At 58.1% G+C, this 19,989-nt stretch carries 24 protein-coding genes and 2 rRNA genes (1 of these 26 cut by a window edge); 18 read left to right on the top strand and 8 right to left on the bottom strand.

Annotated features, from left to right (window positions below; translation table 11 throughout):
• Nucleotides 1-43 precede the first annotated feature (43 nt).
• On the top strand, nt 44-1,060 hold the full coding sequence (locus ACVVH8_RS13275; RefSeq protein ID WP_475230706.1) for a DNA-binding protein: 1,017 nt from the start codon (nt 44-46) through the stop codon (nt 1,058-1,060).
• Here ACVVH8_RS13275 and gorA read toward each other — a convergent pair.
• Both gorA and galU read right to left on the bottom strand, forming a co-directional pair.
• Entirely contained in the window at nt 1,057-2,415 is a 1,359-nt protein-coding gene (gene gorA / locus ACVVH8_RS13270; RefSeq protein ID WP_475230704.1) for a glutathione-disulfide reductase, read from the bottom strand. The two genes, ACVVH8_RS13275 and gorA, sit on opposite strands and share 4 nt — an antisense overlap.
• 129 nt (nt 2,416-2,544) lie before the next feature.
• Complete coding sequence (gene galU, locus ACVVH8_RS13265; RefSeq protein ID WP_007912230.1) at nt 2,545-3,384, bottom strand: UTP--glucose-1-phosphate uridylyltransferase GalU; 840 nt, start codon at nt 3,382-3,384, stop codon at nt 2,545-2,547.
• 258 nt (nt 3,385-3,642) lie between these two features.
• Between galU and ACVVH8_RS13260 the strand changes: the two genes are divergently transcribed.
• Both ACVVH8_RS13260 and ACVVH8_RS13255 read left to right on the top strand, forming a co-directional pair.
• Nucleotides 3,643-3,828 (top strand): hypothetical protein, encoded by a 186-nt coding sequence (locus ACVVH8_RS13260; RefSeq protein ID WP_090283267.1) that lies wholly within the window; start codon nt 3,643-3,645, stop codon nt 3,826-3,828.
• Nucleotides 3,829-3,970: 142 nt separating this feature from the next.
• Entirely contained in the window at nt 3,971-4,252 is a 282-nt protein-coding gene (locus tag ACVVH8_RS13255; protein ID WP_177431471.1) for a hypothetical protein, read from the top strand.
• A 3-nt stretch (nt 4,253-4,255) separates the two neighbouring features.
• On the opposite strand, the gene ACVVH8_RS13250 is transcribed toward ACVVH8_RS13255, so the two are convergent.
• Both ACVVH8_RS13250 and ACVVH8_RS13245 read right to left on the bottom strand, forming a co-directional pair.
• Nucleotides 4,256-4,486, bottom strand: coding sequence for a hypothetical protein (locus ACVVH8_RS13250; RefSeq protein WP_103307170.1), 231 nt, complete (start codon nt 4,484-4,486; stop codon nt 4,256-4,258).
• A gap of 71 nt (nt 4,487-4,557) precedes the next feature.
• The gene (locus ACVVH8_RS13245; protein ID WP_103307171.1) at nt 4,558-4,914 is read right to left on the bottom strand and encodes a hypothetical protein; all 357 of its coding nucleotides are present in this window, start codon (nt 4,912-4,914) and stop codon (nt 4,558-4,560) included.
• 210 nt (nt 4,915-5,124) lie between these two features.
• Between ACVVH8_RS13245 and ACVVH8_RS13240 the strand changes: the two genes are divergently transcribed.
• From ACVVH8_RS13240 to ada, 5 genes are all read left to right on the top strand, one after another.
• Nucleotides 5,125-5,427 carry a DUF1883 domain-containing protein gene (locus tag ACVVH8_RS13240; protein ID WP_007912251.1) on the top strand — a complete coding sequence of 101 codons (303 nt, stop codon included), beginning with the start codon at nt 5,125-5,127 and terminating at the stop codon, nt 5,425-5,427.
• 34 nt (nt 5,428-5,461) lie between these two features.
• Nucleotides 5,462-5,629: a hypothetical protein gene (locus ACVVH8_RS13235; RefSeq protein ID WP_177431470.1), complete on the top strand. Its 168-nt coding sequence runs from the start codon at nt 5,462-5,464 to the stop codon at nt 5,627-5,629.
• A gap of 94 nt (nt 5,630-5,723) precedes the next feature.
• A complete protein-coding gene (locus tag ACVVH8_RS13230) occupies nt 5,724-6,434 on the top strand; it encodes a 2OG-Fe(II) oxygenase (protein ID WP_475230702.1) in 711 nt (236 codons plus the stop codon).
• Nucleotides 6,435-6,439: 5 nt separating this feature from the next.
• The gene (gene alkB / locus ACVVH8_RS13225; RefSeq protein WP_103307193.1) at nt 6,440-7,105 is read left to right on the top strand and encodes a DNA oxidative demethylase AlkB; all 666 of its coding nucleotides are present in this window, start codon (nt 6,440-6,442) and stop codon (nt 7,103-7,105) included.
• A gap of 87 nt (nt 7,106-7,192) precedes the next feature.
• A complete protein-coding gene (ada, locus tag ACVVH8_RS13220) occupies nt 7,193-8,260 on the top strand; it encodes a bifunctional DNA-binding transcriptional regulator/O6-methylguanine-DNA methyltransferase Ada (protein ID WP_103307173.1) in 1,068 nt (355 codons plus the stop codon).
• On the opposite strand, the gene ACVVH8_RS13215 is transcribed toward ada, so the two are convergent.
• On the bottom strand, nt 8,257-8,715 hold the full coding sequence (locus ACVVH8_RS13215) for a GyrI-like domain-containing protein (RefSeq protein WP_475230700.1): 459 nt from the start codon (nt 8,713-8,715) through the stop codon (nt 8,257-8,259). The two genes, ada and ACVVH8_RS13215, sit on opposite strands and share 4 nt — an antisense overlap.
• Nucleotides 8,716-8,777: 62 nt before the next feature.
• Nucleotides 8,778-9,761: an acrylyl-CoA reductase (NADPH) gene (gene acuI / locus ACVVH8_RS13210; RefSeq protein ID WP_475230698.1), complete on the bottom strand. Its 984-nt coding sequence runs from the start codon at nt 9,759-9,761 to the stop codon at nt 8,778-8,780.
• Between the two features lie 31 nt (nt 9,762-9,792).
• On the opposite strand from acuI, the gene ACVVH8_RS13205 reads away from it, so the two are divergent.
• The 10 genes from ACVVH8_RS13205 (at nt 9,793) to ACVVH8_RS13160 (ending at nt 17,887) form a co-directional block, all read left to right on the top strand.
• A complete protein-coding gene (locus tag ACVVH8_RS13205; protein WP_158249188.1) occupies nt 9,793-9,948 on the top strand; it encodes a hypothetical protein in 156 nt (51 codons plus the stop codon).
• Nucleotides 9,949-10,036: 88 nt separating this feature from the next.
• Complete coding sequence (locus tag ACVVH8_RS13200; RefSeq protein ID WP_475230696.1) at nt 10,037-11,101, top strand: NAD(P)H-dependent flavin oxidoreductase; 1,065 nt, start codon at nt 10,037-10,039, stop codon at nt 11,099-11,101.
• Between the two features lie 166 nt (nt 11,102-11,267).
• On the top strand, nt 11,268-12,035 hold the full coding sequence (gene modA / locus ACVVH8_RS13195) for a molybdate ABC transporter substrate-binding protein (RefSeq protein ID WP_475230694.1): 768 nt from the start codon (nt 11,268-11,270) through the stop codon (nt 12,033-12,035).
• On the top strand, nt 12,036-12,716 hold the full coding sequence (gene modB / locus ACVVH8_RS13190) for a molybdate ABC transporter permease subunit (protein ID WP_008082690.1): 681 nt from the start codon (nt 12,036-12,038) through the stop codon (nt 12,714-12,716).
• Between the two features lie 3 nt (nt 12,717-12,719).
• Nucleotides 12,720-13,799 carry a molybdenum ABC transporter ATP-binding protein gene (gene modC, locus ACVVH8_RS13185; RefSeq protein WP_475230691.1) on the top strand — a complete coding sequence of 360 codons (1,080 nt, stop codon included), beginning with the start codon at nt 12,720-12,722 and terminating at the stop codon, nt 13,797-13,799.
• 70 nt (nt 13,800-13,869) lie between these two features.
• Nucleotides 13,870-14,907, top strand: coding sequence for a DNA topoisomerase IB (locus ACVVH8_RS13180; protein ID WP_475230688.1), 1,038 nt, complete (start codon nt 13,870-13,872; stop codon nt 14,905-14,907).
• 146 nt (nt 14,908-15,053) lie between these two features.
• The gene (locus ACVVH8_RS13175) at nt 15,054-16,691 is read left to right on the top strand and encodes an ABC-F family ATP-binding cassette domain-containing protein (RefSeq protein WP_475230685.1); all 1,638 of its coding nucleotides are present in this window, start codon (nt 15,054-15,056) and stop codon (nt 16,689-16,691) included.
• A gap of 71 nt (nt 16,692-16,762) precedes the next feature.
• A complete protein-coding gene (locus ACVVH8_RS13170; RefSeq protein WP_475230682.1) occupies nt 16,763-16,993 on the top strand; it encodes a hypothetical protein in 231 nt (76 codons plus the stop codon).
• Between the two features lie 121 nt (nt 16,994-17,114).
• Nucleotides 17,115-17,345, top strand: coding sequence for a hypothetical protein (locus ACVVH8_RS13165; protein ID WP_008082703.1), 231 nt, complete (start codon nt 17,115-17,117; stop codon nt 17,343-17,345).
• A gap of 257 nt (nt 17,346-17,602) precedes the next feature.
• A complete protein-coding gene (locus ACVVH8_RS13160; RefSeq protein ID WP_103307191.1) occupies nt 17,603-17,887 on the top strand; it encodes a hypothetical protein in 285 nt (94 codons plus the stop codon).
• A 74-nt stretch (nt 17,888-17,961) separates the two neighbouring features.
• Here ACVVH8_RS13160 and rrf read toward each other — a convergent pair.
• Nucleotides 17,962-18,077, bottom strand: a 5S ribosomal RNA gene (gene rrf, locus ACVVH8_RS13155).
• A 154-nt stretch (nt 18,078-18,231) separates the two neighbouring features.
• A 23S ribosomal RNA gene (locus ACVVH8_RS13150) occupies nt 18,232-19,989 on the bottom strand (it continues 1,136 nt past the right edge of the window).

Below are 19,989 nucleotides of genomic sequence, written 5' to 3'. Positions count from 1 at the left end.
ACTTTAGTGGCATGTACCACAGTACGTAAACGTAGGAGTTCACATGGCCCGTGGCGGCATTACCAAAGCCCTGGTGCAGATCGCGCGCACCGCGATCCTCGCCCGCGGCGAACACCCGAGCATCGATGCAGTACGCATTGAAATGGGCAATACCGGCTCGAAAACCACGATCCATCGTTATCTGAAGGAGCTGGATGACGGCGCTCAGCCCATAGAAGCTTCGGCAGAGCCCATCGATGATGAATTGACCGCCCTCGTCTCTCGCCTCGCTCAGCGCTTGAAAGAGCAGGCGCAAGAACCCATCGAACAGGCTCGCGAACAGTTTGAGGAACAGCGCGAGGCACTGGAGGCGGAGCTGAAACAGACTCGTCAGGCGCTGGAAAAGCTCGAACACGAGCACGACATTCAAGGTGCCGCACTGGAGCGCGAGTCCGAAGCGCTGAGCAACACCCGTTCGATGCTGCAGACCGAACAGACCCGCAATGCTGGTCTGAATCAGGCATTGGCAGACTTTGAATTGCGCTTGCAGGACAAGGACGAGCAGATCCGGTCGCTGGAAGAAAAGCACCTGCATGCCCGCGATGCGCTGGAGCATTACCGCAACGCCACCAAAGAACAGCGCGAGCAGGAACAGAGCCGCCACGAAGCACAAGTGCAGCAGATTCAGGCCGAACTGCGTCAGGCACAACAAAGTGCACTGGTACGCCAGGACGAAATCACTCAACTGCACCGCGACAACGAACGCCTGCTCACGGAAAACCGTGGCACCCAGCGCGAACTGAACCTGATGCAGGACCAGCTCAAACACAGCAATCAGCGTCAGGATCAACTGCTCGAACAAGCGGCCCGCGTCGATAGCGAACGCACCCTCCTCCAGGAACGGCTGCGCGTGGCGACGCTGGAAAGCCAGACACTCAAACAGAGCGTCGACGAACAAACGCTGCTGAATCAGTCACTGAAAAAGGAATTGAGCAACACTCAGGCGAGCCTGGAAGAAAGCCAGCGCCTGGCAGCTACCATCGCGGCAGCGCCAGACTCGGCCAAACCGAAAGACGCTTAAGCGCCGACCGGTGTACGCATGGTGACAAACTCTTCGGCGGCCGTCGGATGCACCCCGATTGTGTCGTCGAAGTCACGCTTGGTCGCGCCAGCCTTCAGCGCAATCGCCAGTCCCTGGACGATTTCGCCGGCATCCGGACCGACCATGTGGCAACCGAGGACTTTATCGGTCTTGCCGTCGACTACCAGTTTCATCAGGGTTTTTTCCTGACAATCGGTCAGGGTCAGCTTCATCGGCCGGAAGCGGCTTTCGAAGATCACCACGTCGTGGCCAGCTTCGCGCGCTTCCTCTTCGGTCAAGCCGACCGTGCCGATGTTCGGCAGACTGAACACTGCGGTCGGGATCATCCTGTAATCCACCGGACGATATTGCTCCGATTTGAACAAGCGGCGTGCCACCGCCATGCCTTCGGCGAGAGCCACTGGCGTCAATTGCACGCGACCGATCACATCACCCAGCGCCAGAATCGATGGCTCGCTGGTCTGGTATTGCTCGTCGACTTTGATGAAGCCCTTGTCGGTGAGCTGCACATCGGTGTTTTCCAACCCTAGATTGTCCAGCATCGGACGGCGACCGGTGGCGTAGAAGATGCAATCTGCTTCCAGCTCGCGACCATCCTTGAGCGTGGCTTTCAGACTGCCATCGGCCTGCTTGTCGATTCGCGCGATGTCAGCATTGAACTGCAGATCCAGGCCGCGCTTGGTCAGCTCTTCCTGCAAATGCTTGCGTACCGAACCATCGAAGCCCCGCAAGAACAAATCACCGCGATACAGCAGTGTGGTGTTTGCGCCAAGACCATGGAAGATCCCGGCAAATTCGACCGCGATGTAACCACCACCCACGACCAATACCCGCTTAGGCAGTTCTTTCAGGAAAAACGCTTCGTTCGAACCGATCGCATGCTCGCGCCCCGGAATTTCCGGAATCTGCGGCCAACCACCGGTGGCGATCAGAATGTTTTTCGCGGTGAAGCGCTCGCCATTCACCTCAACCTCGTGCGGGCCGGTGATCTTCGCGTGCGCTTCATGCAGGGTCACGCCGCTGTTGACCAGCAGGTTGCGATAGATGCCATTAAGGCGATTGATCTCGCGATCCTTGTTGGCAATCAGCGTCGCCCAATCGAAATTGGCTTCGCCCAGGCTCCAGCCGAAACCGGATGCCTGCTCAAAATCTTCGGCAAAGTGCGCGCCGTACACCAGCAGTTTTTTCGGCACGCAGCCGACATTGACACAAGTACCACCCAGATAACGGCTCTCAGCCACCGCCACTTTCGCGCCAAAACCGGCCGCAAACCGTGCAGCCCGCACACCGCCGGAACCGGCACCAATCACATAAAGGTCAAAATCGTAGGCCATTTCTATCTCCTCGGCAGGCGATCAGCATACCCGCCGTCATCCATTGGGCAAGCACTGCTATCCATATAGGGGCGGAAAATGAAAAAGCCACCCGAAGGTGGCTTTTCATTACAACCGGATCAAGCGCTCTTAGTAAGCCTTGCCAGTTTTGTAGAAGTTCTCGAAGCAGAAGTTGGTCGCTTCGATGTAGCCTTCAGCACCACCGCAGTCGAAACGCTTGCCTTTGAACTTGTAGGCCATGACGCAGCCGTTCTGGGCTTGTTTCATCAGGGCGTCGGTGATCTGAATTTCGCCACCCTTGCCCGGCTCGGTCTGTTCGATCAGGTCAAAGATGTCCGGGGTCAGGATGTAACGACCGATGATCGCCAGGTTCGACGGTGCGTCTTCCGGCTTTGGCTTTTCAACCATGCTGTGTACGCGGTAGATGTCGTCACGGATCATCTCGCCGGCGATGACGCCGTACTTGCTGGTTTCCTGTGGATCGACTTCCTGGATGGCGATGATCGAGCAGCGGAACTGCTTGTACAGCTTGACCATCTGGGTCAGCACGCCGTCGCCTTCGAGGTTGACGCACAAGTCGTCCGCCAGCACCACGGCGAACGGTTCGTCACCGATCAGCGGACGACCGGTCAGGATCGCGTGGCCCAGACCTTTCATTTCGGTCTGACGGGTGTAGGAGAACGAGCACTCGTCCAGCAGCTTGCGGATGCCGACCAGGTATTTCTCTTTGTCGGTACCTTTGATCTGGTTTTCCAGCTCGTAGCTGATGTCGAAGTGGTCTTCCAGGGCACGCTTGCCACGACCGGTAACGATGGAGATTTCAGTCAGGCCAGCGTCCAGAGCTTCTTCAACGCCGTACTGGATCAGTGGCTTGTTTACCACCGGCAGCATTTCTTTAGGCATGGCTTTAGTCGCTGGCAGGAAGCGAGTACCGTAACCGGCTGCTGGGAACAAGCATTTCTTGATCATATAAGTCCTTGAAAGGGCTGTGTGTACGAGTTTCGGCGCAGTCTAATCAGGCGGCGTGCACCTTACAATGCCCCGCACTGGCTAACCGATGCCAACATAGAGAAATATTCTCGCCGATAGTTCCATCGGCGAATGTGAACCGCGAAATCAGCGTAGCTCAAAGATGCCACCAGACAGGATCACCATACGCTCATCGCCCCCCAATGCGAGCATTTGCCGGTATCATGGCGCCTTTGAACCAGTGAACGAGACAGATAGATGGCCGCAGTTAAAATCGTCAACGGGTATGTGATCGACAAGAAGGACGGCAAGTGGACGCTGACCACTACCAATGGCGAACACATCGCAGGGCCTTTCGACAGCGAGCAGATGGCGACTGATGTAGCAGCGGTGTTCACCGACACCCCGGCATCGGCAAAACGCCGTGGCAAAGATCAAGACTGATCGGCTGCACATGCTCAAGCCCTGCCCTTGCGCAGGGCTTTTTTGTGCTCATGTGCAAACAAGTGGCCAATCGCTATAACCTTTTCACACTGGCGCTGTCAGAGCGTCTAGTCCCCCACGCTGAAGACGACAAACCATGAACATGAACAAATTTTTGCCACTGATCGCGGTACTGGCACTGAGCGGCTGTGCCACCTCCCAGCCGACCACCCTGAACAACGGCGAACAGGGCCTGAGCATCGATTGCTCCGGCGAAGCCAATTCCTGGGCCACCTGTTACGAAAAGGCGGATGCCTCATGCGCCGGCACCGGCTATCGCATCGTCGGCACTGACGGCACGCCGGCCTCAAAGGAAAGCGACAAGACCCTGGGCGTTGATGTCGGCAACTACAAGAACCGCAGCGTGGTGGTGGTCTGCAAATAGACGCTACATGTGGATTTCAGCGAACTTGATCCCGAGCCCGCGCACGACTTCGATCAGATCGTCGAGCCGATTGAATGACTCGACTTCGTCGTTATCGTCCACCAGGAAATAACTGCGCCCGGCGCTTTTCTTGAAAAACACGATCCACTCCCCCGAATTCGCCGGGTTCTGGATGACATGGGTGGCAGAGATCAGGCCCTCTACATGGCGCTCTCGTACTTGCTCTCGCTTCATCGCGACTCCAGAAATAAAAATGCCGTCGCAGCATGACTGTGACGGCACTGATGCTGATGACCTGTAGTCTATCAGCCGGAAATGCAGGCGTTGGCGGCGTTACGCACATCACGCGGGCGCACCGGCACATTGGACATGCGCTCATGCAGCTTGATCGCGCTGCCACCGGAGCGATCTTCGATATCAAACACGGCGGCCGGGCCTGACGACAGTTTGCCCGGGACAATCACGCGAACGCCGTCCTTGTGCGGCTGCATTTGCAGCGCGCCGCGGCTGTTGGCGAGCTTTTCAGTCAGGCACTGCGCATACTCTTGGGGTTTTTTGCCGGAGATCACGCTCATGGTGGGTAGCGTTTCATTGATCTCGGAAACACTCGCACAACCACCCACTGCTAAAACCAACGGCAGACACACCACACCCCACTTCATACAAAACCTCCGTTAAAGACCGTCCGACAGCACAAATGCCGTTTTTCTCCGGGGCCTTCTGCATTTAACCCGCATCCAATTGCGAATATCTGTTCAAAATTGTCAAACCGACGCCCGACGGCCAGATAATAACCCGTGCGGGCTGATAAACTGCGCGCAATTACAAGCTATCGTTTTGATTTTGTAGAAAAAGCCCTTCTGGAGGCGCCCATGAAATTCATTCACCAGCGCGAGCACCTCAACGAAGACGACATCGTCGTCATCCAATGCTCGCAAATGTGCAACATCCGTCTGATGAACGACGCCAACTTCCGCAGCTTCAAAAATGGTGGTCGTCACACCTACCACGGCGGCGCTTTCGACACGTTCCCGGCCCGTATCACTGCGCCGAGTACCGGTTTCTGGAACATCACCATCGACACCGTCAACCGTCGAGCGATCAGCGTGACGCGCAAACCGACGCTGACGCATTCGATCAAGATCATCCGCCGCTCCAGCACCAAACTCAGCTGAGCCGCCCCGCCTTTTACAGACAGGAAAAATGACCGTGGCCCAAACGACCAAATACGTCATCAAGTACAAACTCAACGGTGAGCGCCGCTTCGAGTTCGCACAACTGGAAAGCAACAGCGTAGAAGAGGCCAAGGATGCTCTGGCCAAGATCCACGACGCGACTGATGTGATCAGCGAAATCACCGTCAGCAAAGCGCTGTAACGCACCGAAACGAATTCGACCGCAAGCGGCGGAGTGTTCTGCCGCAAGGGCCCGCATAGACTGACTGCCTCGACCTTGAGTCAACGGAGTCAGCATGTCGATGTCACCCTCCCGGCTGGATTCGCTCGATTGGGCGAGCCTGGAACAGCAGCTGGATCAGGACGGCTGCGCCATCATTCGCAATCTGCTGCTGGCCGAGAGCTGTGATCGCCTGAGCGCGCTGTATCCGCAGGCCGAACCGTTTCGATCGCAGGTCATCATGGCCCGCCACGGGTTCGGTCGCGGCGAGTACAAGTATTTTAGCTATCCCCTCCCGACCGCCGTGGAACGCCTGCGTACCGCGCTGTATCCGCGCTTGGTGGCAGTAGCCAACCGCTGGTATGAACGGATGCACCTGGCCACTCGTTTCCCGCCGAGCCATGACGAATTTCTTCGGTGCTGTCATGCCGCCGGCCAGGTACGCCCTACTCCACTGCTATTGCAATACGGTCCACAGGACTACAACTGCCTGCATCAGGATCTGTACGGCGAACTGCTGTTTCCGCTGCAAGTAGCGATTCTTCTGTCAGAACCGGGGGAAGACTTTACCGGTGGCGAGTTCGTGCTGACCGAGCAACGTCCGCGCATGCAATCCCGGCCGCAAGTGCTGGACCTGAGGAAAGGCGACGCAGTGATTTTTGCCGTGAGTCAGCGCCCGATTCAGGGCGGGCGTGGCGACTACCGGGTGACGCTGCGTCATGGCGTCAGTCGCCTGCACAGTGGAAAAAGGCATACCCTAGGCATCATCTTCCACGACGCCCAATGACCGCCATGTACCCGCACACTTTCGATCTGTTCGCCGGCAACGAACCTGTACAGCAGCCCCGCGCCGAGCAAATTGGCGAACAATCGTGGGTGCTGCGCGGGTTTGCGCTACCGCTGATCGATCAATTGCTGCCAGCGCTGGACAGCATTCTCATCGCGGCCCCGCTCCGCCACATGGTCACACCGGGCGGATTCAGTATGTCCGTGGGCACCAGCAGTTGCGGGGAACTGGGCTGGATCACTGATCGCAGCGGCTATCGTTATTCGCGCGTTGATCCGCTCAGCGGACAGCCCTGGCCGCAGATGCCTCTGGTGTTTGCCGATTTGGCGCACTCGGCGGCGCAGGAAGCCGGGTTTGCAGGTTTCAAGGCTGATTCCTGCCTGATCAACCGCTATGTCCCCGGCGCCAAGATGTCATTGCATCAGGACAAAGACGAAAATGCCTACGCAGCGCCGATCGTTTCGCTGTCGCTGGGCTTGCCGGCCATGTTCCTGTTCGGCGGTTTCGCTCGCAGCGACAAGACCCGGCGGATCCCGTTGTTGCATGGCGATATGGTGATCTGGGGCGGCGTTGATCGCTTGCGCTTTCATGGTGTGTTGCCGATCCGCCAGGGCCGGCACCCGCGCCTCGGCGAACAACGGATCAATCTGACGTTTCGTGTCGCTGGATGAACCTGGAAAGTTTGACCGCAAGGCCCGGAGTGTTGCGCCCAGCAGCGCGGATTAACCTGAATCAAACAGGTCAACGGATTAACGCTCATGAAAACGCTGTCGATCACTCTCAACACCGAAGACGATCCACGCTGGGCCGCCGTGCTGGCGCGCGACCCGCGGGCGGACGGGCAGTTTGTCTACGCGGTGAAAACCACTGGTATCTACTGCCGTCCGAGCAGCCTTGCGCGCTTGCCAAAACCACAGAATGTGGAGTTTTTCGACACCGCCCTTGAGGCAGAAGCCGCCGGGTATCGCCCGAGCAAACGGGCCAGCAAGGATCAAACGGATGTCGCGGCGCAGCACGCCGCCACGGTGGCGACAGCCTGCCGCCAGATCGAGTCTGCCGAAACGTTGCCCGCACTCAATGTGTTGGCCGAAACAGCAGGTCTGAGCCCGTTTCATTTTCATCGGGTGTTCAAAGCCGCGACGGGGCTGACGCCCAAAGGTTACGCAGCGGCTCATCGCTCACGCCGAGTGCGTGAACGTCTGGCGGACGGCGGCTCAGTGACCGACGCGCTTTACGACGCCGGCTTCAATTCCAACAGCCGCTTCTATGAGGCCGCCGATCAGTTGCTGGGCATGAAGCCCGGCGACTACCGCGCTGCTGGGCAGAACAACGACATTCGTTTCGCCGTCGGGCAATGCTCGCTCGGGGCCATTCTGGTAGCACGAAGCGAACGCGGGGTTTGTGCGATCCTGCTGGGTGACGACCCTCACCAATTGGTGTGCGACCTGCAGGACCAATTCCGCAAAGCCAATCTGATTGGTGCCGATTCCGGGTTTGAGCAGTTGATCGCCAAAGTCGTAGGGTTTATCGAGGCCCCGGCCATTGGCCTGGACCTGCCGCTGGACGTACGCGGCACGGCGTTCCAAGAACGGGTGTGGCAGGCGCTGCGGGAAATCCCGGTTGGTAGCACCGCCAGTTATGCCGAGATTGCCCAACGCATCGGCGCACCGACGTCGATGCGCGCCGTGGCTCAGGCCTGCGGCGCGAACCGCTTGGCCGTGGCGATCCCTTGCCACCGCGTGGTTCGCAGCGATGGCAATCTTTCCGGGTATCGCTGGGGCGTCGAGCGTAAACGGCAACTGCTTGAGCGCGAGACGCAGCCTTAGTGCACGCCGATGTAGACCGACACTGATTCGGGGCCGGTGTAGGCCTCGAAGTCAGTGACGAATCGGCGCTGGATCTGCGGATTGGATTCGAAGAAGCTCCAGACTTTGCCCCACGTCGAGATCACTGCGTCAGGCAATGGCCCCTGCGCTTCGAAGACCAGATAGTCGCCGTCTTCGATGACTATCGACTCAAATCCCTCGGCCGGATTATTGACCGCGACGCCGGCCGTGACATCGAACTGTCCCGAAGCATCCGACTCGTAAGCCGAGTACACGCCATAAACCGGCGAACCGGTTTGTTTGCCGGGAATTTCTTCGGCCAGACCTTGACTGAAAAACTTACCCCACATCGGGCCGATTTTCGCTGTATCGGGTGTGTGTTCGGCTGCGTTGGTCGTGCGTACGCGCACGCCTGAAACCGTGAACGATTCGATCTGTTGCCGTTTCAAATCCATTGAAAGTGCCACTCCCTCTAATAGAAGTGCGGCCGCACAGAGCCGCAATGGCGCTCACTTTGTCAGCGATTGACGTCAACCACAACCCGTCCGCGAAGTTCCCCGGCGAGCAATTTCGGTGCGGCATCGATGACATCGCTCAGAGCGATCTCATGGCTGATCAATGGCAACAAGGCGAAGTTCAGATCGCTGGCCAACCGATCCCATGCTTGCAGGCGGCGCGCCTTGGGCTGGGTCACGCTATTGATGCCGGCCAAGGTGACACCGCGCAAAATGAACGGTGCCACCGACGCTGGGAAATCCATACCCTGAGCCAGACCGCACGCAGCCACCGTGCCTTCCGCGCGTGTACTGGCACAGGCGTTGGCCAGCGTGTGGCTGCCGACCGAGTCGATCACCGCCGCCCAGCGCTCCTTGGCCAGCGGTTTGCCCGGCTCGGACAGGGTTGCGCGATCAATGATTTCATTGGCGCCCAATTGCTTCAGATACTCGTGCTCGGACACCCGGCCCGTGGACGCCACCACGCGATAGCCGAGCTTGCTCAACAGGGCGATGGCGAAGCTGCCGACACCGCCATTCGCGCCGGTCACCAGCACCTCGCCCTGCTCCGGCGTCACGCCGTTACGTTCCAGCGCCAGAATGCACAACATGGCGGTGTAACCGGCCGTGCCGATAGCCATGGCCTGTGCGGGAGAGAATGCCTTGGGCAGCGGAATCAGCCAGTCGCCGTTGAGCCGGGCTTTTTGCGCCAGACCGCCCCAATGACTCTCGCCCACGCCCCAGCCGTTGAGCAGCACCTGATCGCCGACCTTATAGTCAGGGTGCGAACTGACCTCGACAGTGCCTGCCAGATCGATCCCCGGCACCAATGGAAACTTGCGCACCACCGGGCTGCTGCCGGTAATCGCCAGCCCATCCTTGAAATTCAGCGTGCTGTAGGCGACGCGCACCGTCACATCGCCTTCGGGCAACTGTTCTTCGTTGATCTGTTGCAGGGTGGCGCGATAACCGCTGTCGTCTTTATTGATCAAAATACCGTTGAACATGATGGGCTCTCGTGGATGGATTGCAGGGGGCATGCCATTCAAATATCACATCGCAACACGTTGCCACACTCGACTTTCCGCCAATCCCGGAATTCACCGAGTGTTTCCCGTGGTCTCGGCCATTCCTTTGGCGGCGGCGGAGATGGCCTCCATCGGCGCTGACAGCCAGCACCGCGCGGTGTTCTGAATTTCAGAGTGGCCCTGCGTCCGGTTTTACTGTTAAAAAACCGGCTCTGCCTCCCTGCCCCCGCTTCATCGTTTGGAGTACCGCTTCAATGAGCCAATGGCCAGACACCCGCATTCTCGATCTGCTCGGTATTGAACTGCCGATCATCCAGGGCCCGATGGCCGGTGCCACGAATTCTTCCATGGTAATCGCCGTGTGCAACGCCGGTGGCCTGGGTTCGATGCCGGCGGCGATGCTGAGCATTGAACAACTGCGTGAAGAGCTGAAGACGATTCGCGCCCACACCGACAAGCCCTTCAACGTGAACTTCTTCTGCCATCAGCCACCCGCCGCCGATGAGCAACGCGCGATTGAGTGGAAGAACCTGCTGGAGCCGTACTATCGCGAATTGGGCGTCGACTTCGATGCACCGACTCCGGTGTCCAATCGGGCGCCATTTGATGCGGCAGCGTGCGAGTTACTGGAAGAGTTTCGGCCAGAGGTGGTGAGCTTCCATTTCGGTCTGCCGGAAAAATCCCTGCTTGATCGAGTCAAGGCGACCGGCGCGAAAATCCTTTCATCTGCTACCACCGTCGATGAGGCTATCTGGCTGGAACAGAACGGCTGCGACGCGATTATCGCCATGGGCTATGAGGCTGGCGGCCATCGAGGAATGTTTCTCAGTGATGATTTGAGCAGCCAGGTCGGCACGTTTGCGCTGGTGCCGCAGATCGTCGACGCGGTCAAAGTACCGGTAATTGCCGCTGGCGCGATTGCCGATGCTCGAGGCGTAGCCGCGGCATTCATGCTGGGCGCCTCGGCGGTACAGGTCGGTACCGCGTACCTGTTCACCCCGGAAGCGAAAATCAGCGCGTCGCATCACAAGGCGCTGCGCACGGCCAAGGACAGTGAAACAGCCGTCACCAATATTTTCACCGGACGCCCGGCGCGGGGTATTCTCAACCGCGTGATGCGCGAACTCGGCCCGATGTCGCCGAAAGCGCCGGCATTTCCTTTGGCCGGTGGTGCGCTGATGCCGCTGCGAGCGAAAAATGAGGCACAGTTCGCCAACCTCTGGGCCGGCCAGGCTTTCACGCTGGGCCGGGATCTGAGCAGCGCCGAACTGACTCGGCAGTTGGCCGACGGGGCGTTGGCGAAGCTGACACGCCGTTGAAATCGAACAGGGTGAGGACAAAATGCCTCACCCTATTTTTTGCCAGCACTTCCTGTTTGGCGGGATTTCGCTATATATTTCTCTATATAGCGATTTCACCCCTCGCATAGGCAGTCCACCTCCAACAATAACTGCCGCCTGCACCTGCCAACAACGGAGCCGTTACATGACCATTCGTGCCTCACGTTTTGCCCCTACCTGCCTGGCCTCTTTGCTCGCCGTATTCACCATCGGCGCTGCCCAGGCCGATGAAGTGCAGGTGGCTGTTGCTGCCAACTTCACCGCACCGATCCAGGCCATCGCCGCCGACTTCGAGAAAGACACCGGTCACAAACTGGTCGCAGCCTTCGGCGCCACCGGCCAGTTCTACACCCAGATCAAGAACGGCGCACCGTTCGAAGTGTTCCTCTCGGCTGACGACACCACCCCGGAAAAGCTCGAAAAAGAAGGCGATACCGTCAAGGGCTCGCGCTTCACTTACGCCATCGGCACCCTCGCGCTGTGGTCGGCCAAGGACGGTTACGTCGATGCCAAAGGTGAAGTTTTGAAGAAGAACGAGTACCAGCACCTGTCCATTGCCAACCCGAAAGCCGCGCCTTATGGCCTGGCCGCCACGCAAGTGCTGGAAAAACTGAAGCTGACCGAAGCCACCAAAGCGAAGATCGTTGAAGGCCAGAACATCACTCAGGCCTACCAGTTCGTCTCCACCGGCAACGCCGAGCTGGGTTTCGTGGCGCTGTCGCAGATCTACAAGGACGGCAAAGTCACCAGCGGCTCGGCGTGGATCGTGCCAGCCAGCATGCACGACCCGATCAAACAGGACGCGGTCATCCTCAACAAAGGCAAGGACAACGCTGCCGCCAAGGCCCTGGTTGAATACCTCAAAGGCCCGAAAGCCGCTGCGGTGATCAAGTCTTACGGTTACCAACTCTAAATGTCGCTGACGAGTGCCGATTTCGCGGCGATCTGGCTGACCCTGAAACTGGCGTCTCTGACCACTGCGATCCTGTTGGTTGTCGGCACTCCGATTGCCCTGTGGCTGTCGCGCACCCGCTCATGGTTGCGCGGCCCGATCGGGGCCATCGTCGCCCTGCCCCTTGTGCTGCCACCCACCGTCATCGGCTTTTATCTATTGCTGATGATGGGGCCGCACGGTTTCCTCGGCCAGTTCACTCAGTGGCTGGGCCTTGGCACCCTGACGTTCAGTTTCACCGGACTGGTGATCGGTTCGGTGATCTATTCCATGCCGTTCGTGGTGCAACCGTTGCAAAACGCGTTCTCGGCGATCGGTACTCGCCCACTAGAGGTAGCCGCGACCTTGCGCGCCAATCCGTGGGACACCTTTTTCAGCGTGATTCTGCCGCTGGCTCGCCCCGGTTTTGTCACAGCGGCCATTCTCGGCTTCGCGCACACCGTCGGTGAGTTCGGCGTGGTGCTGATGATCGGCGGCAATATTCCCGACAAGACCCGTGTCGTCTCTGTACAAATCTACGACCACGTCGAAGCGATGGAATATGCCCAGGCTCACTGGCTGGCTGGCGCGATGCTGGTGTTTTCGTTTCTGGTGTTGCTGGCGCTGTACTCCAGCCGCAAGACCCGCGCGGGCTGGAGCTGATTGATGATCGATACACGTCTGCAACTTGCTTATTCTGGCTTCAGCCTGGATGTTGACCTGCATTTGCCGGGGCGTGGCGTCACCGCGCTGTTCGGCCCCTCCGGATCCGGCAAAACCACTTGCCTGCGCTGCATTGCCGGTCTTGAACGTGCCGAACATGGCTTTATCCGGATCAACGATGAAGTCTGGCAAGACAGCGACAAGGGCATTTTTGTCCCGCCGCACAAACGCGCACTGGGCTACGTGTTTCAAGAAGCCAGTTTGTTTGCACATTTGTCGGTCCTCGCCAATCTGCAGTTCGGCCTCAAGCGCATCGCCAGATCCGAGCGGCGGGTCGACCTGGCGCAAGCCACCGAACTGTTGGGCATCGGCCATTTGCTTGAGCGTCATCCGCAACATCTGTCCGGCGGCGAGCGTCAGCGCGTCGGCATCGCTCGGGCACTGCTGACCAGCCCGAAACTGCTGTTGATGGACGAGCCACTGGCGGCGCTCGACAGTCAGCGCAAAAACGAAATCCTGCCGTATCTGCAACGTTTGCATGACGAACTGGATATTCCGGTGTTGTATGTCAGCCATGCGCAGGATGAAGTCGCGCGCCTGGCCGATCATCTGGTGTTACTGAGCGATGGCAAGGCTTTGGCCAGTGGCCCGATCGGCGAAACCCTCGCCCGTCTCGATCTGCCAATGGCGATGGGGGATGACGCCGGTGTGATCATCGAGGGCCAGGTCAGTGCCTACGATGCGGATTACCAGTTGTTGAGCCTGCAACTGCCGGCCACCGAAATGAACATCCGCGTGACCCACGAACCCATGTCGGTCGGCCAGGCCTTGCGTTGCAAGGTACACGCGCGAGATATCAGCCTGAGCCTGCAAAACAGCGAGTTCAGCAGCATCCTCAATCGTCTGCCGGTCACGGTGGTCAGCGAGCAGGCGGCAGACAATGCCGCCCATGTGCTGATCCGCCTCGACGCTGGCGGCACGCCGCTGCTGGCGCGCATCACGCGGTTCTCCCGCGATCAACTGGGCGTGCATCCGGGCCAGCAACTCTGGGCGCAAATCAAGGCTGTCGCGGTACTCGCTTAAATTATTCGGCACGACGGCGTGGGTGTGCGGTCAATCGTTTTACAGACTGCCGCCATCCAAGGAAGCTGCCATGCCCGACACCGAGCTGACCGACGCCCTGCCATCCGATCTGCATTACGTCGATGACACGCAGCCCGGTATCACCCGCAAAAAGCTGCGCGGCAAATTCAACTATTTTGAACCGTCGGGTCAGCGCATTACCGATGCGGACGAAATCAAACGCATCAACACCCTCGCGGTGCCACCGGCCTATACCGATGTGTGGATTTGCCCGGACCCGCGCGGTCATCTGCAAGCCACCGGGCGCGATGCCCGCGGTCGCAAGCAATACCGCTATCACGCGCGCTGGCGCGAAGTGCGCGATGCCGATAAATACTCGCGGCTGCGCGAGTTCGGTCTCGCGTTACCGAAGCTGCGCAAGCAATTGGAAGCGCTGCTGGCGGCGCCCGGTTTCAGTCGCGACAAAGTCATGGCCACGGTGATTACCCTGCTCGACGCCACTCTGATCCGGGTCGGCAATACGCAGTATGCGCGGGACAACCGTTCTTACGGCCTGACCACCCTGCGCAGTCGGCATGTCGAGGTCAACGGCAGCGCGATTCTGTTCCAGTTCCGCGGCAAGAGTGGCATCGAACACCAGATCACCGTCAAGGATCGCCGTCTGGCACGCATCATCAAGCGCTGCCTGGAGCTTCCCGGTCAGAACCTGTTTCAGTATCTGGATGAACATGGCGAACGGCACACCGTCAGCTCTTCCGACGTCAACACGTACCTGCAAACCCTGACCGGCGCCGACTTTACCGCCAAGGACTATCGCACCTGGGCCGGAAGTGCCCTGGCATTGGCGGTTTTGCGCGAACTCAAACATGAGTCCGAGACCGAAGCCAAACGGCATGTCGTGGAAATGGTCAAAGGCGTGGCCAAACAGCTGGGCAACACGCCGGCGGTATGTCGCAAGTGCTACATCCACCCGGCCGTGGTGGAAAAATTCATGCTCGGTGCCCTCGCCGAATTACCACGCCCCCGCATGCGCAAAGGCCTGCGCGCCGAGGAAGTGGCACTGGCGATGTTTCTTGAACGAATGAGTGAAGTGACCGACGCGACTTGATCGACAGCGCTTCGTCCTCTAGGCTAGCCACCTTTCCCTCCTCAGGATGATCGCAGAAGTGAACAACCCGGCTCTCTGAAAATGTAATCGCGACAAGCCGCTCAATGGCACTTGTCAGTTTTCACGACATTTTTCCGGAGGTGCCGATGACTCACGTCTCGCGTACGCCTGCACTCGTCTCCCTGAATCAAACGGGTTTTCAATTCGCCAACGGCGAGACGATTTTCAATGCACTGAATCTGAACTTCGATTATTTGCCAACCGCCATCGTCGGTCGCAACGGCATCGGCAAAAGCGTGCTCGCACGACTGATAGCCGGAAAGTTGCAGCCTACCGCCGGCACAGTGGTGAATTCGGCTTCGGTGAGTTACGTATCGCAAGCCTTCGTGACCACACCCGGGCAAACGGTGGCAGAGGCAATAGGCGCGGCGCCGATACTCGCGGCGTTGGAGCGACTTAACCTGGGCTGCGCCAGTGCCGATGATTTTGACCTTATTGGTGAGCGCTGGGATTTGCCGGATCGCTTGCGGCAGTTACTGGATGACGCCGGGCTACCCCACATCGCGGCTACCGATCTGACCTTGGCGCTCAGCGGCGGCCAGCAGGCCAGGATCGCCCTGATCGGTGCATTGTTGAGTCAAGCGCAGTTACTGGTGCTGGATGAGCCGACCAATCATCTCGACAGCGCCGGTCGCCAATGGCTGATGAGCACGCTTGAAGCATGGCGCGGTGGACTGATCGTCGTCAGCCATGATCGGCAGTTGCTGGAACGAATGCAGCGAATCGTCGAGCTCACACCTTTAGGCGCGACAGTTTTCACCGGGAGCTATTCAGAATTCACGCAGCAGCGCCGAACCCATCGGGCAGCGGCGCAAGCACAACTTGATCAAGCCCGCGCCGAACGCCAACGCGAACGTTCGCGGCTGCAGCGCGAGCACGATACGATCCAGCGCCATGCCGCCGGCAGCCGACGTAATGCGCAAACTGCTAATGTTGCCGGCTTTGAGCGGGCGGCGATGAAAGCCGCCGCGAGGGAGATCATGGGGCACGTTCGCCTCGGCCATCAGGCACGCAAAACCGATCTGGACGCCCGCGTGCGTGACGCATACGCGCACGTCGTGCCAGACAGCGAGGTACTGATCAACCTGCCGGGCAGCGTTGTGTCGAGTGCCCGGCAAGTCTGCTCGCTGCTCGATGCCTGCCTGCCGTGGCTACCGCACGACGCACCCTCGACCCGGCTGAACCTCGCCATCCACGGGCCGATGCGCATTGCCGTCAGCGGCCCCAATGGATGCGGCAAATCAACCCTGCTGAACATGCTCGCCGGTGAGCTGACGCCGGTGTCAGGTGAGTGCATGACTCACGTGCCGTTTGCTTTTCTCGATCAGCAACTAACGCTACTGGATGATCGGACATCCATCGTTGAACAACTACAAGCGCAGCAAACGCCGTTGGACGAAGGCACCTTGCGCAGTTATCTCGCACACCTGCAACTTAACGCGCAGCGCGTCACCTTGCCTTGCGCCTCTCTCAGTGGCGGTGAACGCTTGAAAGCCGCTCTTGCCCTGGCGTTGTGGCGTCAGGTGCCGGCGCAATTGTTACTGCTTGATGAGCCGACCAATCATCTTGACCTGGCATCGGTAGAAGCTTTCGAGCAGGCCTTGCAGACATTTCCCGGCGCAATTGTCGCGGTTTCCCACGACCAGGCGTTTCTACGCGCGTTAAACCCAACCCATGATTTGCATTGGCATGCCGGAGGCTGGAACTTGCAACCGACGAGTTGACCTGTCTATTTTTTGCACGATTGCAGAGGGCTTCTATAGTTGATGTGACACGAATCAGCTGCGGTGACGCCATGGAAGACATTTTCGTCGTGAAGCGTTGCAACAAGATCATCATTCACGGTCGACGCGCCAGTGACAGCCAGCATGATCCCGCCGAAGCCATTGGCTGGTTCCGCATTTGCGATACACGCACAAATGGTTTCATCGGTGATGGCTACGACGCCGAAGAGGATGCGCGACGCGAATGTAATCGGCTCAACGCAGTCAGTTCACCCATATCGGCCCGCGAGTCTTCCGGCTGATGCCAAACAGAAGCGGGTCTATACTGAAACCAGCTGAAGGAGCAGCGCCCCAACGGCAGAAGGCTCGCAACTCGCGGGCTTTTTGCTGCCGCTCAGCGGTTTCATTGAACGGAGGTGTTCCATGTCCGAAAAAGAGTCCATCACCACCCTCCTCACCCTGCTCGACGCCCGGCAGGCGCGACTCGCAGCTGCCTGCAAAGAGATCGCCGACTGGGTTGACCACCAAGGCGGGCACCCGACCGCCCTGCGCATCCGTGATCGCCTGAATGACATCGAGAAGGATGCCCCGCTGATTCGCAACACACTGTCGGCGCTTAAACCTGTTGATCGGCCGTTGCCTCGATTCAGATAACGCCGGTCTCGGAACTTATGAGCGGTGGCACAAGCGTCACCGCGATGTTGCCTGTGCGGCATTTTCTTGTTCTGGCTGCAATGACGGATTTCCTTTCACATAACCATCACATCTGTGCGCATACATTGGAATGACTCCTTTGCGCATTACCTCTCTCACCCGCCCGCATGCGGGTGTTTTTTTGTGTGCCTGACCAGTCGCAGAACGGTGCTGTAAACGAACTGTCAAACGTTTACATGTCGCGAAGGAGACATTTCATGGTTACCCACTTCAGCGTCGATGGGCATCTGGCCTGCGGCCATAAAGGCAAACAACTCACGTCGAGCAAAGAACTCACTCGCGTGAAGTGCCGCAGTTGCCGTAATACCGACGCCTTCAAACAGGCAAGAAAAGATCAACGCAATGCGGCTCGACGCATCGCACGGCAAGCAAAAGCCTCTCACGGCCCAGCAAACTGGCGGAATGAATGGATCGAGCGATTGAGTGCAATGGCAGGACTCCAGCGCTTGCCTCGAGGCTTTTCCGGGCAGGCGTTTGTTTGAATCTGCTTGAAGAAACTTTCCTGCGGGCAAAACAAAACCCCAACTGCTTTCGCAATTGGGGTTTCGGAATTTAATCTTGACGATGACCTACTCTCACATGGGGAAACCCCACACTACCATCGGCGATGCATCGTTTCACTGCTGAGTTCGGGATGGGATCAGGTGGTTCCAACGCTCTATGGTCGTCAAGAAATTCGGGTACTGAGTCGTGGCCAGATGGCCTCGCTTCAGCAAATTGGGTATGTGACAGCTAGGTGTTTTGTGAACATCGAACTTTCGGTTCGTTTCGTCTTCACACACCGCAATCTGGTCTCTTTCGAGTCTACAGATTGCTTGGGTGTTATATGGTCAAGCCTCACGGGCAATTAGTATTGGTTAGCTCAACGCCTCACAGCGCTTACACACCCAACCTATCAACGTCGTAGTCTTCGACGGCCCTTCAGGGAACTCAAGGTTCCAGTGAGATCTCATCTTGAGGCAAGTTTCCCGCTTAGATGCTTTCAGCGGTTATCTTTCCCGAACATAGCTACCCGGCAATGCCACTGGCGTGACAACCGGAACACCAGAGGTTCGTCCACTCCGGTCCTCTCGTACTAGGAGCAGCCCCTCTCAAATCTCAAACGTCCACGGCAGATAGGGACCGAACTGTCTCACGACGTTCTAAACCCAGCTCGCGTACCACTTTAAATGGCGAACAGCCATACCCTTGGGACCGGCTTCAGCCCCAGGATGTGATGAGCCGACATCGAGGTGCCAAACACCGCCGTCGATATGAACTCTTGGGCGGTATCAGCCTGTTATCCCCGGAGTACCTTTTATCCGTTGAGCGATGGCCCTTCCATACAGAACCACCGGATCACTAAGACCTACTTTCGTACCTGCTCGACGTGTCTGTCTCGCAGTCAAGCGCGCTTTTGCCTTTATACTCTACGACCGATTTCCGACCGGTCTGAGCGCACCTTCGTACTCCTCCGTTACTCTTTAGGAGGAGACCGCCCCAGTCAAACTACCCACCATACACTGTCCTCGATCCGGATAACGGACCTGAGTTAGAACCTCAAAGTTGCCAGGGTGGTATTTCAAGGATGGCTCCACGCGAACTGGCGTCCACGCTTCAAAGCCTCCCACCTATCCTACACAAGCAAATTCAAAGTCCAGTGCAAAGCTATAGTAAAGGTTCACGGGGTCTTTCCGTCTAGCCGCGGATACACTGCATCTTCACAGCGATTTCAATTTCACTGAGTCTCGGGTGGAGACAGCGCCGCCATCGTTACGCCATTCGTGCAGGTCGGAACTTACCCGACAAGGAATTTCGCTACCTTAGGACCGTTATAGTTACGGCCGCCGTTTACCGGGGCTTCGATCAAGAGCTTCGCGTTAGCTAACCCCATCAATTAACCTTCCGGCACCGGGCAGGCGTCACACCCTATACGTCCACTTTCGTGTTTGCAGAGTGCTGTGTTTTTAATAAACAGTCGCAGCGGCCTGGTATCTTCGACCGGCATGAGCTTACGGAGCAAGTCCTTCACCCTCACCGGCGCACCTTCTCCCGAAGTTACGGTGCCATTTTGCCTAGTTCCTTCACCCGAGTTCTCTCAAGCGCCTTGGTATTCTCTACCCAACCACCTGTGTCGGTTTGGGGTACGGTTCCTGGTTACCTGAAGCTTAGAAGCTTTTCTTGGAAGCATGGCATCAACCACTTCGTCATCTAAAAGATAACTCGTCATCAGCTCTCGGCCTTAAGATCCCGGATTTACCTAAGATCTCAGCCTACCACCTTAAACTTGGACAACCAACGCCAAGCTGGCCTAGCCTTCTCCGTCCCTCCATCGCAATAACCAGAAGTACAGGAATATTAACCTGTTTTCCATCGACTACGCTTTTCAGCCTCGCCTTAGGGACCGACTAACCCTGCGTCGATTAACGTTGCGCAGGAAACCTTGGTCTTTCGGCGTGGGTGTTTTTCACACCCATTGTCGTTACTCATGTCAGCATTCGCACTTCTGATACCTCCAGCAAGCTTCTCAACTCACCTTCACAGGCTTACAGAACGCTCCTCTACCGCATCATCCGAAGATGATACCCGTAGCTTCGGTGTATGG

Source organism: Pseudomonas trutticola BRTCR10 (assembly GCF_056155105.1).
This window is presented reverse-complemented; position numbering and strand designations above follow the sequence as displayed.

Excerpts from the sequence above, each read along its gene's own strand:
- ACVVH8_RS13275 (WP_475230706.1), top strand. The coding sequence starts at position 44 with ATGGCCCGTGGCGGCATTACCAAAGCCCTGGTGCAGATCGCGCGCACC.
- gorA (WP_475230704.1), bottom strand. The coding sequence starts at position 2,415 with ATGGCCTACGATTTTGACCTTTATGTGATTGGTGCCGGTTCCGGCGGT.
- galU (WP_007912230.1), bottom strand. The coding sequence starts at position 3,384 with ATGATCAAGAAATGCTTGTTCCCAGCAGCCGGTTACGGTACTCGCTTC.
- ACVVH8_RS13260 (WP_090283267.1), top strand. The coding sequence starts at position 3,643 with ATGGCCGCAGTTAAAATCGTCAACGGGTATGTGATCGACAAGAAGGAC.
- ACVVH8_RS13255 (WP_177431471.1), top strand. The coding sequence starts at position 3,971 with ATGAACAAATTTTTGCCACTGATCGCGGTACTGGCACTGAGCGGCTGT.
- ACVVH8_RS13250 (WP_103307170.1), bottom strand. The coding sequence starts at position 4,486 with ATGAAGCGAGAGCAAGTACGAGAGCGCCATGTAGAGGGCCTGATCTCT.
- ACVVH8_RS13245 (WP_103307171.1), bottom strand. The coding sequence starts at position 4,914 with ATGAAGTGGGGTGTGGTGTGTCTGCCGTTGGTTTTAGCAGTGGGTGGT.
- ACVVH8_RS13240 (WP_007912251.1), top strand. The coding sequence starts at position 5,125 with ATGAAATTCATTCACCAGCGCGAGCACCTCAACGAAGACGACATCGTC.
- ACVVH8_RS13230 (WP_475230702.1), top strand. The coding sequence starts at position 5,724 with ATGTCGATGTCACCCTCCCGGCTGGATTCGCTCGATTGGGCGAGCCTG.
- alkB (WP_103307193.1), top strand. The coding sequence starts at position 6,440 with ATGTACCCGCACACTTTCGATCTGTTCGCCGGCAACGAACCTGTACAG.
- ada (WP_103307173.1), top strand. The coding sequence starts at position 7,193 with ATGAAAACGCTGTCGATCACTCTCAACACCGAAGACGATCCACGCTGG.
- ACVVH8_RS13215 (WP_475230700.1), bottom strand. The coding sequence starts at position 8,715 with ATGGATTTGAAACGGCAACAGATCGAATCGTTCACGGTTTCAGGCGTG.
- acuI (WP_475230698.1), bottom strand. The coding sequence starts at position 9,761 with ATGTTCAACGGTATTTTGATCAATAAAGACGACAGCGGTTATCGCGCC.
- ACVVH8_RS13205 (WP_158249188.1), top strand. The coding sequence starts at position 9,793 with ATGCCATTCAAATATCACATCGCAACACGTTGCCACACTCGACTTTCC.
- ACVVH8_RS13200 (WP_475230696.1), top strand. The coding sequence starts at position 10,037 with ATGAGCCAATGGCCAGACACCCGCATTCTCGATCTGCTCGGTATTGAA.
- modA (WP_475230694.1), top strand. The coding sequence starts at position 11,268 with ATGACCATTCGTGCCTCACGTTTTGCCCCTACCTGCCTGGCCTCTTTG.
- modB (WP_008082690.1), top strand. The coding sequence starts at position 12,036 with ATGTCGCTGACGAGTGCCGATTTCGCGGCGATCTGGCTGACCCTGAAA.
- modC (WP_475230691.1), top strand. The coding sequence starts at position 12,720 with ATGATCGATACACGTCTGCAACTTGCTTATTCTGGCTTCAGCCTGGAT.
- ACVVH8_RS13180 (WP_475230688.1), top strand. The coding sequence starts at position 13,870 with ATGCCCGACACCGAGCTGACCGACGCCCTGCCATCCGATCTGCATTAC.
- ACVVH8_RS13175 (WP_475230685.1), top strand. The coding sequence starts at position 15,054 with ATGACTCACGTCTCGCGTACGCCTGCACTCGTCTCCCTGAATCAAACG.
- ACVVH8_RS13170 (WP_475230682.1), top strand. The coding sequence starts at position 16,763 with ATGGAAGACATTTTCGTCGTGAAGCGTTGCAACAAGATCATCATTCAC.
- ACVVH8_RS13165 (WP_008082703.1), top strand. The coding sequence starts at position 17,115 with ATGTCCGAAAAAGAGTCCATCACCACCCTCCTCACCCTGCTCGACGCC.
- ACVVH8_RS13160 (WP_103307191.1), top strand. The coding sequence starts at position 17,603 with ATGGTTACCCACTTCAGCGTCGATGGGCATCTGGCCTGCGGCCATAAA.